The following is a 14,877-nucleotide window of genomic DNA, read 5'->3' on the forward strand; positions in this document are numbered from 1 at the left end:
ATTACGGTACGACAGAAATCAATTTCCATGAAAGATCTGAACGCTTTTGCTCAGCAATTAGCGGCTCGTATGGAGCAGCAATTGGCACGGTCGCCACAATCACTGATCAACTCAATTGAGGACGCAGACCCGGAAGCTGATTCGATAACGACCGGACCGCTCGACACCTTGGCGCAATTGACGCAGCAGGCCGAAGAACGGGCCGCCGTATCGGGCCGGTTTGCTCCGGTCGACCTGGTTGCGTTCATTGGCGATGATTCCATTCGTCAGCAAACGCTAAGTCGGCTGGCGCCTACCTGTACCATTGAAACTGTCGATGGAAAGTTGCAATGGCTTCTTGCCCAGAACTACCGAAACGATACGTTGAAAAAACTGGTCAGTTCAGATCGGCTGACAACCGTATTGAACGAACCGTTGCCCGCTACCGATTTGTTTGGCGATATGCTCCGAAAGGTTCTGAAGGAAGGCGACAAGCTACCTCTTGTAGATCGTTCGTCGGCTGACTTACAGGCCATTAGTGCGGCTACCGATGCCATCAGTGATACGGGTTTGCCCCAGCCCGACCCGGCTCAAATCCGAAATCTACTGCTGAAAGACACGTTACTGGCCGATTACGAGATTTTGCTCAAAAACCAGTTTGTTGGCCGGGAAGAGGAGTTGAAAAAACTGGAGCTGTTTGTTTTGCAGGGGAGTGGCTCAGTTGGCTATTCCGAATGGAGCGGTTTGGGGCTAACGGGCGTTGGCGGAGTGGGGAAATCAACACTGTTGGCCAAGTTTGCCGAAGACGCTGTTGCCCGCAAACTAGCGACACTTGTGCTCCTCGACTTTGATCGCCCTGGGATCGATCCCAGAGACCAATACTGGCTTGAGATGGAAATGACCCGGCAGGTTGGCTTGCAGTATGCCGATCTTGCTGAACCCTTACGGCAGCTACGAGCCGACTGGCGGCAACAGCGACAATCTGAGTCGGTAGCAAATCCCTATCAGCAATCGTCTAAAAATCAATATTTTACGGAATCTGTTGAGGTGAGTCGTGGCTTTCGTAGTATTGTGTCTGAGATGCGGCAGTTGATTCAACAGGCTAATCTGGAGAAGCCGCATACAGTAGCCCAGGAACGCCCTTTTCTGCTGGTACTCGACACCTTTGAAGAGGTCATGCAACTGGAACTGGCTGGCAGGGTACTAGACTGGCTATCGGATATTGGGAATGCACTCAGACCAATTCCGTTGCGGGTTATTTTTTCGGGCCGATTGTTCGACGACGACCAGACGGAGTTGGGAAGTTGGGGTGTTCGCGATTTTATCGAACTTACCGAACTGGACCATAAACAGGCAGAACTGCTTCTGCACAACCTCGGTGTTGCCAAACCGATGGCCAAACGCCTGTCGTACTCTGATCTGTTTCCACGCCGGCCACTTGAAATACGTTTACTGGCCAAAATAGCTACACGTGAATCGGCGTCCTCTATCGACGAACTGGAAGCCGAAATTCGGCAGGGCGGTCCAGCGGCCAAAAATCTGTTTACGGGTATTGTTTACAAACGATTACTCCAGCGAATTGACAATAAAGATAAAGTGATTCGCGAACTGGCTTATCCGGGCCTGGTACTTCGGTACGTTACACCAGCCTTGATTGAACAGGTGCTGGTACCCGCTTTAGACTTAACCCTCATGGACGATCCTGCCGTGGTATTGACTAAACTGGCTTCTTACAGTTGGCTGGCTTCGCGCAGAGCCAGTGAAGACCCGCAGGAGGTTTGGCACAGACGCGATTTACGACGATCGGTCCTGCAACTTATTCTGGCACAGGAACCCGGAAAAGCCCGACGTATTAGTGAACTGGCTGTGAAGTTCTTTGCCGATAAGCCAGAAAAAGAATGGGCTGAGGGAATCTACCATCAATTAATCCTCATGCGGGATCACCAGGACGGCGAAACCTTCGAACTGGCCGATCTGAAACAGGCTGGGCCATGGATCAAACTCGATTTAACCGATTTGCCCAAACCTGCTCAGGTACTGTTTCGGTTTGCAACGGAAGGGCGTGTTCAGTCGGGCGATGTTGACTGTTTACCGAACCGGTACTTAGCGGGGGCGTATCAAAAAACAGGACGTCGGCTTGTCAACAGCCGGGAATTTACCAAAGCCCTTCAACTGCTCAGGCGAGGGCAAGGTGCCAACATCGCCTATAAACTTCCGAATCCAACGCGACCCGATCTGTGGGAAATCGACGTGCTGTTTGCTACAGCCTCCTGGGCAGACCTGCCGGACGCATTGGATAAAACAGTAGTGGTGCCAACAGACGCTTCGCTGGTTAATTTTGCTAACTGGCTTTACCCGGCTGTGTTGGTGAATCCGGAGTTACGATCCCCCGCAGAAACAGCGCGTCGGTTAGCGGATGCCACCCAATCGGAGAAAGCAATGGACGATGTGCTAACGGGATCTGATGCCACACTGGTGGTTAGCTATCTGTCTGTAGGGTTGGTGCTTCAGCAGATAATCGCACCATTGACTGCCGATAGTCGTAGGCGTATTGGGCAATTTATTGGGCAGACTGAGCAACAGGCAGTTATTCGCAAATCGGCTCGGCTCTCCCACAAGCTTGTTTTACTGAGTTTGCTGAGTGATCAGCCTGCTACATCATTTAGTTTGGCTCCCTCCATAGTACGTATCAATTCGGCCTGGTTAAAGCGATTGGCTAAGGCTAAGTCGACAGGTGACAGAGCCGTAGCGGTGTCACTGGTTCAGTTAACCGAGAATGCATTAGTTACGGGTTTAAAGGGCAAGCAACGGACTGTGCGTCGGTTATTGCGCACCATTGATGCGCTTTATAAAGAGCGCGAGCAGTGGCAGCAGGTAACCTATCAATTTGCTGATTTTCAAAACGCGGATGAATGTCTGGCTCTATTTCGAGGCCCCGATTCCGATTTTCGCGACCCGTGTCGATTTGCCCTGTTGGAGGCTTATTCAGACCCGGAATCGCGCCGACAGCTTGGGGCCTTATTCAGTTCCATCCTGAATCTGGATCTAATCGACCTTGTCCCCGAAGCATTTGCCGAGTCACTGGCTCCTGATCCCGAACACGGTCTGGAAAGTTATGTCGAACTAGTCGACCGTACCTGGCAACTGGGCGAATTGCTTCGGCGAGCGGTAATTCAGCGCCCTCAGACTCCGAAACTGAAGCTGGTTCTGGACGCGTATGAGCGTTGGGATAAGGCGTTCAGAGAGACTGTTGGTTCTATATACACTACCAAAAATTAACGGAATTCACTGGAGTCAAACCTAACTAACCTATGAAAACATATCGCGGTATCGTGCGCGTTCGTAAGTCTGACATCCTGCTGGATGCCGGGGGAGTGGAAGTCAAACTGGACGGAAACTATGAAGAATTAGCTCCATTGGATGGGCTACAAACAACAATAGCCGGTGAACAGGAAGGCGCCGTTATTCGGAACGCTACCCCTGCTTCAGAAGCTGAATCGGTTGCGATACAAGATCCATTTGAGCCGATCATTGCGGCTATCGCCAGCCAGCAAGACAGGCTCAGGACTATTGAGGGCGTATTTGGGGTAAGGCCGGGGATTAGCACCACCAGCAGCGATGACGTCGTGAAGCCGGTTATCGTAGTCGTTACGAACCCGGCAGAGACGTTCAATGCCGATGCTGTTCCGTCAACTATTAGTGGTATTCCCGTTGAAATACGCCCTGCAACGCCCTTAGAGTTGACCGCTGGCTTGTTGCCACTTGCTGCCTGGGCAGACACCGCGGCCGGAGACGTTGCTGAAGCGGTTCCCCCTATTGGCTATGTACCACCAAAAACAACGGAGGTCGCTCTTGTTGAAATGGATGTTCATAACATTACCTGCCATGTTGGGCCCGATGCTGGCTGGATAACGCTAAAGCCATTTCTGGAGGGCACAACCCGAAGCCTGACCGTTGCCATGTATGAGTTTTATGCGACACATATTATCGACACGGTTACCCGGCTTGGGAAAGAGACTACCGATAAACTGAATATGATTTTGCAGGTGAGCGCGAATGATAAACAGATCCAGCAAACACTCAAAGATAGCTGGGGCACCCGGCTGGATTTTGCCAAAGCATCGGTTTCCGGCCCTAATCGAATTTTTAATAACTCCTATCATACCAAAGTAGCTGTCCGGGATTCAAAATCCTTCTGGTTATCGAGTGGGAACTGGAGCCCCAACAGTCAGCCAGCCATTCAGCCTGGTAATGAGCAGTCTCTGTTTCGGTTGGGCAATCGGGAATGGCACGTGATTATTGACAATGAGCCAATGGCGCAGATGTACGAAAAATTTATCAAGTACGATATGCGCATGGCCCGAAAGGCTGGTGAATCAGAGGTTGCAGCTGTTATGCCCGATTTGCTTATTCCCCAGTCACTGGATGAGGCCGAAGCTGTTTTCCTGCAGCCGAAACCTTTTTTGCCCAAAACGTTTGCTACCACAGGCGAGCCTGTTCGGGTGAAACCGCTGATGAGCCCGGATAATTATGCGCCGGAAATTCTGAACCTTATTCAACGGGCGCAGCTTTCGATTTACCTGCAATTCTCCTATATCCGGCAACCCTCTACCGGGGATTTCGACGCCATTATTTCGGCGATTGCCGAGAAAATGGCCGCTGGATTGGATGTTCGAATTCTGGTAGGAAGCTCGCAGCAGGCCGACCACTCTGAATTACTGATCGGTAAACGAGGCTGGAAACGGGAGCAGTTTCGGATGCAAAGCAGCAAACTCCATAATAAAGGCGTACTGGTAGACGGGAATATTGCGGTGGTGGGCAGCAACAACTGGTCGTCTGATGGAACCCAATTTAACCGGGATACCAGTCTCGTTTTCTTTTCGCGCCCTATTGCCCAATATTATACCGAAGTGTTTCTCTTCGACTGGACTAATCTGTCGAGACCTATTAACAAAGGAACGGGCATTACACCTGTAATCGCTCCTGAAAGCGGTCCGACCCCACTGGGCATGGTGCGAATTCCCTGGCAGGCCTGGTTTGATGAATAACGATCAAATGAATACGTATATAGAGCCAGTACGCCAGTGTTTAGCAATCTAACACTCACATATATGTTGAAGGAATCGTAATGTTGGGTAATCACCTGTAGAGCGCCGATCTGAAATTCACCAGTCGACTCTCATAAAATCAATGCCCTTCACTTCATTGGATTTGTTATTTTACACTATTGGATACGTATTCATTGATAGCGCTACTGGACCGCGTTATCCCAGGATTTACCTGGGGCCAGTGTTAATTTTTTGTCGGACAACACCTCTATCTTTCCCTGAATGGTACCCGACTTTAGATCGGCTACCCATTTTTCGCTCAGTAAAGGTCCCATATTGTCAACATAATCCAGTGTAATCACTTCATTATCAATATGGCAGATAACGTAGCCGTTATAACCCAGATCTGTCTTGTTTACAGTTTTTTGTTTTCGTTTATAGAAGCCAACCAAGGCTTCATACCCATTCTGTTTCGTGCACAGCTCAAAGTTTTTCGATTGCACTTCAACGGGTGTTCCTCCATGGCCAATGCAGCGCCCGTAAACAGACAGGCCACTTTTCTCCTGTATTTTTCCGTAAATAGCCAGTTTGTGTTCGTGCCCCCAAAGCCATAAAATCGTTCGGTCGGGGCCAAGTAAGGACGCCAATTGTTGAGCTGGCTTTGGGTATTCGGATTCTTTACAAAATGCCGAGATAAACTGGTGATGGGAAAAAATGAGCAGGCCTCGCTTGTCGGATTTATCGCCCAGTTTTACGGTTTTTTCGAGCCACTCCATTTGTTCGTCATCAAAGTGACAATCAGGGGAAAATCCAGGAAGGAATTCAATGATGGGGCGACCCGTAGAATGGTAGCCAGTGTCCAGCCCGAGGATTCGCCAATGGTCATTTTGCAGGCAGAAATACCCCGCTTTTTGCCCTGTATACGCACCAGATTCATTGCGTAAGCCTAATGTGGGTAGCAGGCGCTCAAAAAAAGCATCACCCCGTGCGTACATTTCGTGGTTTCCCAGGACGGCAAAACTTCCGGTAGTTCCTCGTACCCAGGGTGAGCCCTGTTCCACAAAATTGCTGTTTATTTCAGAAGGGGCACCCACAAAGTAAGTGTCGCCGACATGAACCGTGTAGTCCGGCTCCTGTTTTTTAATTTCCAGGGCTATATCAAATGATTCAGGGGGGTCTGTAGCCCAATCGCTGGTTACAGCCAGTTTGGTTACCTTATCCGTTGCCAGTTCATAAATTCCTGTTTCTGGCAACGGATAAGAGGGGTAAGGGAATTTTCGGCCGAACCTGCTTTTTATGTAATGGGAGAGCCAGGACCATAACGATTTTGTGAAAAAATCGCCGATGTTGTGTCCCGGAGTCTTCGCAATTTCTGTTTGGAGGTGATTGACCAGTTCCGAACTAGACTTGTCAAGGTAAGCTTCACTTGACCTTTCCGGGCTTTTAGTTATCTCTTCACTTTGAAAATAGGCCATCTTGACGATCGTTTGTTATAGGTAGCTCATTCGGGGACATTAACAGAGCTGTTTACGGCGCTCAGCTTATTTACTGTATGGATAGGTTACCTTTAAGCGAACTTATAAGGTTAAAGGGTAGGTAATTAGATGGTTAAATTGGCGCGTTACCTATGTGATATGACCCATTAACGCACTTGGTAACTAAGCTACCTACACGGAAAGGTACCCTTTAGCTCTGAAGAATATCAACGGGAAAATTCCCGTATTTCACATACGGTATCTGTAGGAGGATAAACTGGTTGATCTTTCCTATTTTGCCCCGAAAAACCTATTTATGTCGGTCGCCGTTCCTGTTTATAAACTCCAGTCGTTTCCTCGTCATGAGCCGGACGCACTCTTTTATATGACGCGGCTGGAGAAATTAGTGCAGGAATTTAAGGGCATAGACAACCCCCATTCCCACACATTTTACCTGTTGATGTGGATCGTGAAGGGGAGTGGTACCCATACGATTGATTTTAGAACGTATCAAATCGGTGCATCTCAACTTTACTTTCTGACACCCGGTCAGGTGCATAGCTGGGAATTGTCTCCTGATGTTCAGGGATATAATCTATTCTTTGATGCTAATTTCTTTCGCGGGCGGTTTGGCAATCGGTTGTATCAGTATCCTTTCTTTCACTCACATCAGCACCAGCCATTGCTGGAAATAACCAGCCAGCAGCCCCTATTTAGTGATCTATTCAGGTATGCCTATAACGAATATGAACAGCAACAGACCAATCGGGCCGATGTATTTCTGTCGTTTGTTCATATCCTCCTGGAAACGGCTAATCGATTGTATAACCAACAATGGGTAGGAACCGATATACACCTCTACGATCGAATCAGAGATTATGAAGAATTGATCGAAAACCAGTTTTTGACCGTTCGCGAGGTGAGTGCTTATGCTGAGCAGATGAGCCTAACGCCAAACTACTTAAATCACATTTGTAAGAAGATTCTGGGTAAAACGGCTAGTCAACTCCTGCACGAACGGATTGTCATTGAAGCACAGCGATTATTAACCCATACAGCCCAATCGGTTAAGGAAATTGCGTTCCAGGTAGGTTTCGACGACCCTTCTTATTTCGTTCGATTCTTCAAGAAAACGACTGGACAAACCCCTGCTGAATTTCGACAATCACTAGTGCCCCATCGTTGATTTGTACCATACATGGCTTGGTTTGTCTTTTCGTTGGGATTGGCAGGTAGCTACCTTTGTTACGTAAAAACTGCCTGAGCAACAGGTAAATTGTAGGCGAGGTTGCCTACAACACTGCTCCCAGATCATGTTAACCGATAGCCGATTATATAGCGTTGTTTTCAATAAATGCCCACGTTGCCATGAGGGGGATTTCTTCGTTTCTAACAGCGCATTTAGCAAAAATTTCGACAAAATGCATGAGCATTGTCCGCACTGTGGCGAAAACTTCATGCCCGAACCTGGTTTCTACTGGGCTTCCATGTTTGTAAGCTATGCATTTTATACCATCTACACGCTGACTACCTTCTTCGTTTTTGTTCAATGGTTGCAAATCGACCTGAACTATTATTTGATCGGCTTGATACCAACGTTGATCCTGCTGACTCCCTATTTCTTCCGGATGGCCCGCCGGACATGGTTAACATTGTTTATTGCGCCGAAACCCCAGCATAAAGCAGAGATTCCCACACAGGGATAATCGTATACGTCGTTTACAGCAAAATGTGCCTCCTAGTTACTCATAACACGTGAGTAACTAGGAGGCACATTTTCTTGCATACAGACTAAACTAAAGGTTTTACAATTCCTTTACAAGGTTTTACAGGCCTTTACTAGCTGGCCTTTAGTGGTAGTATACATTTGTCTGATCACGAATTAAACACGAAAAATCATGAGGCATGTAATTCAACTGGCTCTCCTCTTCTGGGGTTGCACCCTGGCCAATCTCTGTGTTGGTCAGCAGACGTTCAAGGATTGTGCAGCTGCTTTTGTTGACAGTAAAATGATCGTCAATGAATATACAACAAAAGGAACCTGTAGCTTACCTACTACTGCCACCGGTAAATTAACGGTAAACACAATCGTACTGTCGCCTACGGAAAGTAAAGCCGTTGACCGAATTGCGTTCAAAATTGCGATTCGCGACAAGGCTACCCAAACACTGGTACTTTTTTCGAAAGAAGAATTCAAGCAGGTGCCTGTTCAAAAAGTGCTGGCTAAATGTCGTAAGGGCGACCGTATTGTGTTGCTAACACTGGATGATTCGTATGCCTTACCGCATAACGAAATTCTGGTACAATGAAATGGAACGAGTGGTGTTGGTTACTTATAACCGACACGAATAGTAACCGACACGAATAGGTTTTAAGAAACCTCGCAACGGCAGGTTTGAGAACCTGATGCCACAAAAGTCAAACTTCACTCTTATACTTTACATTGATGAACTGGAAACTATCTGTATTGAAAATTATTGCTCTGGTAGGATTGTTCCTAACTATCCAGCCTGCACAGGCGAAAGTGAAAGCAGGGCGACTGACCCCTGTAGCTCACCGAGGTGAACCGGCAAAAAAAGTTAACTTTTATGGTAACCCATTAACACTGAATGGAAAGCCGTTGAATTATAGTAGTTTTTCCATGTCAAGCCGCGGAATCTTGGCCGTTGTAGAAGGAGATCCTGAATCGAAAGATGCCACAAAGGTTCCATTTCGGGTTTACCTCAAGCGGGCAGGAGCAGTTGTCACGCCGTATGGCTCAGATAATACCCAACCGGTATATTACGAAATTGAGATGGCTGCTGTGTTGGCATTGGCTCGCCCCGGAGATGACCTGGTTATTGAACCGACACGAAAACCGGATTTGGTGGCCAAACGCGTTATTAAATTGAGGCCACTCAACACCTGTCTTCCGCCTAACTGGCTTTTTTTCTCTGTCAATGGGCTTCCTGGATGCTGATTTTAGTAGCTTAAACACAGAGAAACAGAGTTTTAAACACAAAGAACACAAAGGATATTAAAATTCTGTGTTCTTTGTGTTTAAAACTCTGTTTCTCTGTGTTTAACAAAACATACTTGATTATGAAACAATGGACTGGGATATTCGGGATGGGGAGCCTGGTGGTGATCGGGTTGCTTTGTACGCAATTTGCCTGGCTAACACCTGCTAAAACGGCAACTGATAGCCAGCGATTTCCCCAAAAAGTGAATTTGGCTCTTCGGCGTACAGTGCATCATCTGCTATTGAAATCAGGCGATTCTACGTCCCGGATTCAGCCTGTACAGCAACAGAATGCCCAGGTTTTCTCGATTCAGATTGATCATGCATTCGATTACGGTCAGTTGCCTGTCTTGTTGCAGGAATCTTTTAAGGTGCATGATATACAGGCTAATTACGACGTGGCCGTTTTGGACTGTGCCCAGGGTGAATTGCAACTGGGGTATAACTTTCGGGACCTGACCGAAAAGAATGAAGTTCCCTGCGGAGGACGAAATCAGCCACCGGGATGCTACATCCTACAAGTCACCTTTGCAGCCCCCGAAGCGGCATCGTCGCCAATAACTGGCTGGTGGGTACTGGCATTGGGCGGGTTGCTAATGGGTCTTGGCTATGTCGCCTGGAAGCGGTCGAACCGGAGCAACGAGGTAGTTGAGATGCCTGATACGGCTCCCATAGAAACGGATCGGATCGTGCTTGGTAATTCGAGTTTCGAGCCTGCCCGGCAGTTGCTGCATTCGGGGGAGCATCAGTATAATCTGACGTATCGTGAAGCGAAACTTCTCCAGTTTTTTATGGGTCATCTCAATCAGGTTGTTGAGCGAGACCTCATTCTAAAGTCAGTTTGGGAAGACGAGGGGATTATTGTTGGGCGCAGTGTCGATGTATTTGTTTCTCGCTTACGCAAAATGCTCCAGGATGATCCCAGTATTCGGATTGTGGCTGTACATGGGGTAGGGTATAAAGTAGAGGTTCAAAATTTGGTGAGGAATAGCTAGTAACAAAGTTTAAAATCGGCGTAACAAAATCATAAGTTAGTTTACTTTTTTAATTTACAAGTTATTGATAATCAATTTATTTGTAGCTGTTCTTTATTTATAATTCGTTGAACAGTTACTGAAACATTTCCTAAAATACGTTCTGTAAGTTTGACTCATGAATCGGATTTTAAATCGGTTCATGCTCGTCAGCCATGAGTCAGAAACAGCGTATTTTCGTTTGGTCAATCACGGCCGCATTAGGCGGTTTTCTCTTCGGCTTCGATACCGCTGTAATCTCCGGTGTTGAGCAATCGCTTCAAGCCCTGTGGCGTCTGAATGTCTGGGAGCATGGCTTAACGGTTTCCATTGCCCTCATTGGTACGGTGATCGGTTCTATGCTGGGCGGTATTCCTGCCGAGAAATGGGGCCGGAAGAAAACCCTCTTCTGGATTGCCATCCTCTATTTAGCGGCCTCAATCGGAACGGCACTGGCCACCCAATGGAGTATCTTTCTCGTCTTTCGTTTTCTGGGTGGTTTAGGCGTTGGCGCATCCTCCGTGGCCGCACCTATGTATATTACCGAAATCTCCCCGGCTAACTCTCGGGGACGCCTTGTAGCCTTGTTTCAGTTCAACGTTGTGCTGGGCATTCTGATCGCGTATCTGTCTAACTTCTTACTACAGGGCATAGGTGCTGATTCGTGGCGTTGGATGCTGGGTGTGCAGGCTGCACCCTCCCTAATTTTCCTGATTGCGGTACTAAACATACCCGAAAGTCCACGATGGCTGTTGCTCAAGCAAGGGAAAGTTGCCGAAGCCCTGCTGGTGCTGAATATGATTGATCCGACTACCGCTAACCAAACATTGGTAGCTATTCAACAAAGTAATCACCATACCGAAGGATCAACCCGCTTGTTTTCGGCCAGTCATAAAACGCCCATCATGCTGGCGGTACTATTTGCGGTATTCAATCAGGTATCGGGTATTAATGCTATCATCTATTACGCACCCCGAATTTTCGAAATGACGGGTCTGGGCAAGAGTTCGGCTCTGTTGTCATCGGCAGGAGTTGGATTGGTCAACCTCATTTTTACGATGATTTCCATGAACCTGATTGACCGCTTTGGTCGGCGGACGCTCATGAAAATCGGGTCGATTGGGTTAATCGTAACCCTGGCTTTAGTGGCCAGAGCATTCTATGTAGAGGATTTCAGTGGTATGACCGTGCCGCTCCTGTTGTTTGGCTACATCGCCTTTTTTGGGTTCTCGCAGGGAGCGGTTATCTGGGTGTTTATCTCTGAAATCTTCCCGAATGAAGTACGTGCCAGCGGTCAATCGTTGGGCAGTTTTACCCACTGGCTGATGGCCGCCATCATCACGTTTACGTTCCCCTACTTTGCTGAACACGTTGGCGGGGGCAACACCTTCCTGTTTTTTACGACCATGATGGTGTTACAACTTGTGTTTGTATTGCGGTTGATGCCCGAGACCAAAGGCACCAGCTTAGAGCAGATCGAAAAATCATTCGTTGTCCATTAACCGTCTCAGCCATGACATCAACAACTATTATCTGTTTCGGTGAAATTCTTTGGGATGTATTGCCAACCTGTAAACAGGCAGGTGGCGCGCCCCTGAATGTGGCTGTTCTGCTGCGGAATTTCGGATTGAATGCCCAGCTCATTAGTCGGGTAGGAAATGATCCACTTGGCCGCGAATTACTGGAGTTTCTGCGGGAAAAGCACCTGCCAACGGCCTACGTTCAATTAGGTGCTACCCACCTGACGGGCATTGCCAAAGCTAATTTGACCAATCGTAACGAGGTTGTTTATAAGATTCTGCAACCGGTAGCTTGGGACCATATCGAGTACGATGCGTCATTGGCTCCACTGTATCAGAAGTCGGTACTGGTGTATGGTAGTTTGGCCGCCCGAAGTCAGACCTCCCGAGCTACGCTGCATCAGCTCCTCGATCAGGCTGCGTTAACCGTATTCGACGTGAACCTGCGGGCTCCGCACTACACGCCGTTAGAGGTTACCTATCTGCTACAAAAAGCGGATATTCTGAAAATCAACTACAACGAACTGACTGAAATTGCTGGCTGGTATACCTCGCGACTGTCTGAACGTGACGCGATGCATTTCCTGCGGGATCGGTTCAAGCTAAAGACCGTATGTGTAACGCGGGGCTCTGCGGGGGCAATCATGCTCAACAGTGATGGCTTTACCGAACATCCGGGTTTCCGTGTTCCTGTAGAAGATACCATTGGGAGTGGAGACGCCTTTCTGGCTGCTTTTCTATACAAAACCCTGCAGGGCGAAAGCCCAATGAAAACACTTGAGTTCGCCTGTGCTGCGGGCGCTTATGTAGCAACCCAGCGTGGCGCAACGCCCATTATTTCGGAACAGTTAATCCGAAGGAAAATTCGACGGGTCGAGTTACTATGAGCCAGGAGTCAATGACAACAAATGTAACCGCTTATCACTGCTGGACGATTGAGGAGTATGGGATGGTGATGGGTAAATGACACCTAATTTAGGTTGGTAATACGGTTTATCGTGGGGGGCGGTCCTAGTGCGGCTGACTCCCCACCATAGCTCTCCTTAGCAACTATAAAGAACATTTATACTTACCTATGATGAACGTGGAAAATACCGAACCAGGCTTCTGGTCTTAGAGGAATCTCAGTTCGGGAGTAGTGAAAAATCGGTGTCGAGCGATCTCAACACCGATTTTTTTTCAGTCCTTATTACATGGCCAGGCGGTTATAGGCCATCTGCTTGAGCAGAAAGACGACCCCGTATTTGGCAATCTGAGTTCGGTAGGATTTGTACATCGCCACAAAATGAGAATAGGTATGCAGGCGAGCCGTAGCCATAGTGGAAATTTCCAGGAGCGCCACTACATCCTCACTATTCACTTTTGCCCAGTCGTGCTGATGCAGGTGGGTATCGTTGGGCTCATATGAAGCCCCTGTATCATCCGTGTTGGCAGACAGGTAATGTCCATAGGCCGCCAGTAAAAAGGCCATGCGTTGAATATCTCTGTTTTGATCCAGTAGATCACATAACGTAGGCAGAATTAGGGAAGGCAATTTCGACGCGCCATCGAAACATACGTTAATTAACGGGTCACTCAGCGTTGGGGTCGAAAACCGACCGCGCCACTGGCTCCTGGCATCGTGCTGAGATGGCGATTCTTCGGACTCTACGAACGGCATAACATCCTGTTCGATAAACGTAGTAAGGTAGTTGCTGAATAGGTGATCATTCAGCGCTTCATCTACGGTTCGATAACCCGCCAGAAATGCCGGATAGGCCAGCATCATCGGTAAGGCATTGAAAACTTCCTGACTGTTGTTGGTTTGCATGATGAATGGGTGTTTTATAGCTTCTTTGTGAAATAGCGATTAAACGAGTTCGGCCAGATCGGGCTGGAGTAGCTGGGAAATAGAGTTAGTGTGCCCGTGATTGACTTCGTCATGGTGACGTAAGGTTTGGGCAATTTGAATGATCTGATCGCCTAATTTCCCCTGCTTTTCAATACTGGCTTTGTTGTATTGATTCTGCCGGATTGGCTCCCAAAAGAAGAGTTCGGTTTTTGCATCATAGATGCCGATGGGTTTGTAGCTTTCCTGGGTAAGCAACTGCGCTAATAAGGCATCTGCTTCTTCATGAGTGGCACAGTACGTATGGTGATACTGCTTTCGAAGCAGATAAATGACTGAGAAACGGTTCATGTGTTGTGAAGTTTGTTTGTAACGGCGCCTGTTGAACGACAAGTTCTGCGCAAGCAGTCGGCTGACAGCAAGTTGACTAAAATGCCGACTGTACTAAGCCCCGGCGGGAGCCGTGGGTACTGGGTTGATCGTCAATTGCACAGACGGATCTTTTTTATCTGTTACTGCGCGTTGACAGGTACTTAAAGGAACGGAAGGCCTTGTATTTTTTCCAGGCATTCCAGTACCTATTACTAAAACAAGCCAAAGGTTAACTACCCTATTGGTTCCCTAGGCATCAAAAGACGAAAGGGCTAGAGGGCGTCTCTGCCAGTACTATTATTCGCCTGACTAGAAAAAGTACAACTATCGATCCATAGGTCTTTAGCGTTTATTCCATTTTTCAGGATGTATAATAAGTTCATGACTTCTGTAAGTTATTTATAATCAATCTTAAATAAACAACTACGAATTCGGTAACTTTTCAACTAAATAACTGAATAGCTAATGGGAATGGTTTAGTAATAGTGGTAAAGTACAATAACTGCCCTTTATTTTTCAGTGAAAAAAAGAATTGTACAAGCAATTCTTTATGAAATAATATGGTTTCACACACTGAACTTTTGGAGGAAGCCATTTGCCGGATAGGAATAATTATAAAAAATAGTGCAAATAGTTAGTTT

The 14,877-nt window shown here is 47.5% G+C and carries 12 protein-coding genes; 9 read left to right on the top strand and 3 right to left on the bottom strand.

The features are described from left to right. The first annotated feature begins 27 nt into the window (after positions 1–27). Together EXU85_RS07935 and EXU85_RS07940 are read left to right on the top strand one after the other, a co-directional pair. Entirely contained in the window at positions 28–3,258 is a 3,231-nt protein-coding gene (locus EXU85_RS07935) for an AAA family ATPase (protein WP_142771570.1), read from the top strand. A gap of 32 nt (positions 3,259–3,290) precedes the next feature. Beyond that, positions 3,291–5,027 (top strand): phospholipase D-like domain-containing protein, encoded by a 1,737-nt coding sequence (locus EXU85_RS07940; RefSeq protein WP_142771571.1) that lies wholly within the window; start codon positions 3,291–3,293, stop codon positions 5,025–5,027. A 203-nt stretch (positions 5,028–5,230) separates the two neighbouring features. On the opposite strand, the gene EXU85_RS07945 is transcribed toward EXU85_RS07940, so the two are convergent. Then, positions 5,231–6,502 (bottom strand): metallophosphoesterase, encoded by a 1,272-nt coding sequence (locus EXU85_RS07945; RefSeq protein WP_142771572.1) that lies wholly within the window; start codon positions 6,500–6,502, stop codon positions 5,231–5,233. A gap of 316 nt (positions 6,503–6,818) precedes the next feature. Here EXU85_RS07945 and EXU85_RS07950 point away from each other — a divergent pair, with 316 nt between their 5' ends. The 7 genes from EXU85_RS07950 (at position 6,819) to EXU85_RS07980 (ending at position 12,923) form a co-directional block, all read left to right on the top strand. Next, complete coding sequence (locus tag EXU85_RS07950; protein WP_142771573.1) at positions 6,819–7,688, top strand: AraC family transcriptional regulator; 870 nt, start codon at positions 6,819–6,821, stop codon at positions 7,686–7,688. A gap of 235 nt (positions 7,689–7,923) precedes the next feature. Continuing rightward, on the top strand, positions 7,924–8,208 hold the full coding sequence (locus EXU85_RS07955; protein WP_371731992.1) for a DUF983 domain-containing protein: 285 nt from the start codon (positions 7,924–7,926) through the stop codon (positions 8,206–8,208). Positions 8,209–8,400: 192 nt separating this feature from the next. Beyond that, positions 8,401–8,811, top strand: a complete 411-nt coding sequence (locus EXU85_RS07960) for a hypothetical protein (RefSeq protein WP_142771575.1) — start codon at positions 8,401–8,403, stop codon at positions 8,809–8,811. 137 nt (positions 8,812–8,948) lie between these two features. Beyond that, entirely contained in the window at positions 8,949–9,461 is a 513-nt protein-coding gene (locus tag EXU85_RS07965) for a hypothetical protein (protein WP_142771576.1), read from the top strand. A gap of 122 nt (positions 9,462–9,583) precedes the next feature. Continuing rightward, complete coding sequence (locus EXU85_RS07970) at positions 9,584–10,498, top strand: winged helix-turn-helix domain-containing protein (protein ID WP_142771577.1); 915 nt, start codon at positions 9,584–9,586, stop codon at positions 10,496–10,498. Between the two features lie 194 nt (positions 10,499–10,692). Further along, a complete protein-coding gene (locus EXU85_RS07975) occupies positions 10,693–12,018 on the top strand; it encodes a sugar porter family MFS transporter (protein ID WP_142771578.1) in 1,326 nt (441 codons plus the stop codon). A gap of 11 nt (positions 12,019–12,029) precedes the next feature. Then, positions 12,030–12,923, top strand: coding sequence for a carbohydrate kinase (locus EXU85_RS07980; protein WP_142771579.1), 894 nt, complete (start codon positions 12,030–12,032; stop codon positions 12,921–12,923). Positions 12,924–13,225: 302 nt separating this feature from the next. Here EXU85_RS07980 and EXU85_RS07985 read toward each other — a convergent pair whose 3' ends face one another. Together EXU85_RS07985 and EXU85_RS07990 are read right to left on the bottom strand one after the other, a co-directional pair. Beyond that, positions 13,226–13,846, bottom strand: coding sequence for a hypothetical protein (locus EXU85_RS07985; protein WP_142771580.1), 621 nt, complete (start codon positions 13,844–13,846; stop codon positions 13,226–13,228). Between the two features lie 39 nt (positions 13,847–13,885). Next, a complete protein-coding gene (locus tag EXU85_RS07990) occupies positions 13,886–14,215 on the bottom strand; it encodes a hypothetical protein (RefSeq protein WP_142771581.1) in 330 nt (109 codons plus the stop codon). Positions 14,216–14,877: the final 662 nt, after the last annotated feature.

Origin of the sequence: Spirosoma sp. KCTC 42546, from assembly GCF_006965485.1 — a bacterium.
Lineage (GTDB): Bacteria > Bacteroidota > Bacteroidia > Cytophagales > Spirosomataceae > Spirosoma.

What these genes read in the sequence shown, in the direction of transcription:
- EXU85_RS07935 (WP_142771570.1), top strand. Translation starts at nt 28, where the DNA reads ATGAAAGATCTGAACGCTTTTGCTCAGCAATTAGCGGCTCGTATGGAG.
- EXU85_RS07940 (WP_142771571.1), top strand. Translation starts at nt 3,291, where the DNA reads ATGAAAACATATCGCGGTATCGTGCGCGTTCGTAAGTCTGACATCCTG.
- EXU85_RS07945 (WP_142771572.1), bottom strand. Translation starts at nt 6,502, where the DNA reads ATGGCCTATTTTCAAAGTGAAGAGATAACTAAAAGCCCGGAAAGGTCA.
- EXU85_RS07950 (WP_142771573.1), top strand. Translation starts at nt 6,819, where the DNA reads ATGTCGGTCGCCGTTCCTGTTTATAAACTCCAGTCGTTTCCTCGTCAT.
- EXU85_RS07955 (WP_371731992.1), top strand. Translation starts at nt 7,924, where the DNA reads ATGCATGAGCATTGTCCGCACTGTGGCGAAAACTTCATGCCCGAACCT.
- EXU85_RS07960 (WP_142771575.1), top strand. Translation starts at nt 8,401, where the DNA reads ATGAGGCATGTAATTCAACTGGCTCTCCTCTTCTGGGGTTGCACCCTG.
- EXU85_RS07965 (WP_142771576.1), top strand. Translation starts at nt 8,949, where the DNA reads ATGAACTGGAAACTATCTGTATTGAAAATTATTGCTCTGGTAGGATTG.
- EXU85_RS07970 (WP_142771577.1), top strand. Translation starts at nt 9,584, where the DNA reads ATGAAACAATGGACTGGGATATTCGGGATGGGGAGCCTGGTGGTGATC.
- EXU85_RS07975 (WP_142771578.1), top strand. Translation starts at nt 10,693, where the DNA reads ATGAGTCAGAAACAGCGTATTTTCGTTTGGTCAATCACGGCCGCATTA.
- EXU85_RS07980 (WP_142771579.1), top strand. Translation starts at nt 12,030, where the DNA reads ATGACATCAACAACTATTATCTGTTTCGGTGAAATTCTTTGGGATGTA.
- EXU85_RS07985 (WP_142771580.1), bottom strand. Translation starts at nt 13,846, where the DNA reads ATGCAAACCAACAACAGTCAGGAAGTTTTCAATGCCTTACCGATGATG.
- EXU85_RS07990 (WP_142771581.1), bottom strand. Translation starts at nt 14,215, where the DNA reads ATGAACCGTTTCTCAGTCATTTATCTGCTTCGAAAGCAGTATCACCAT.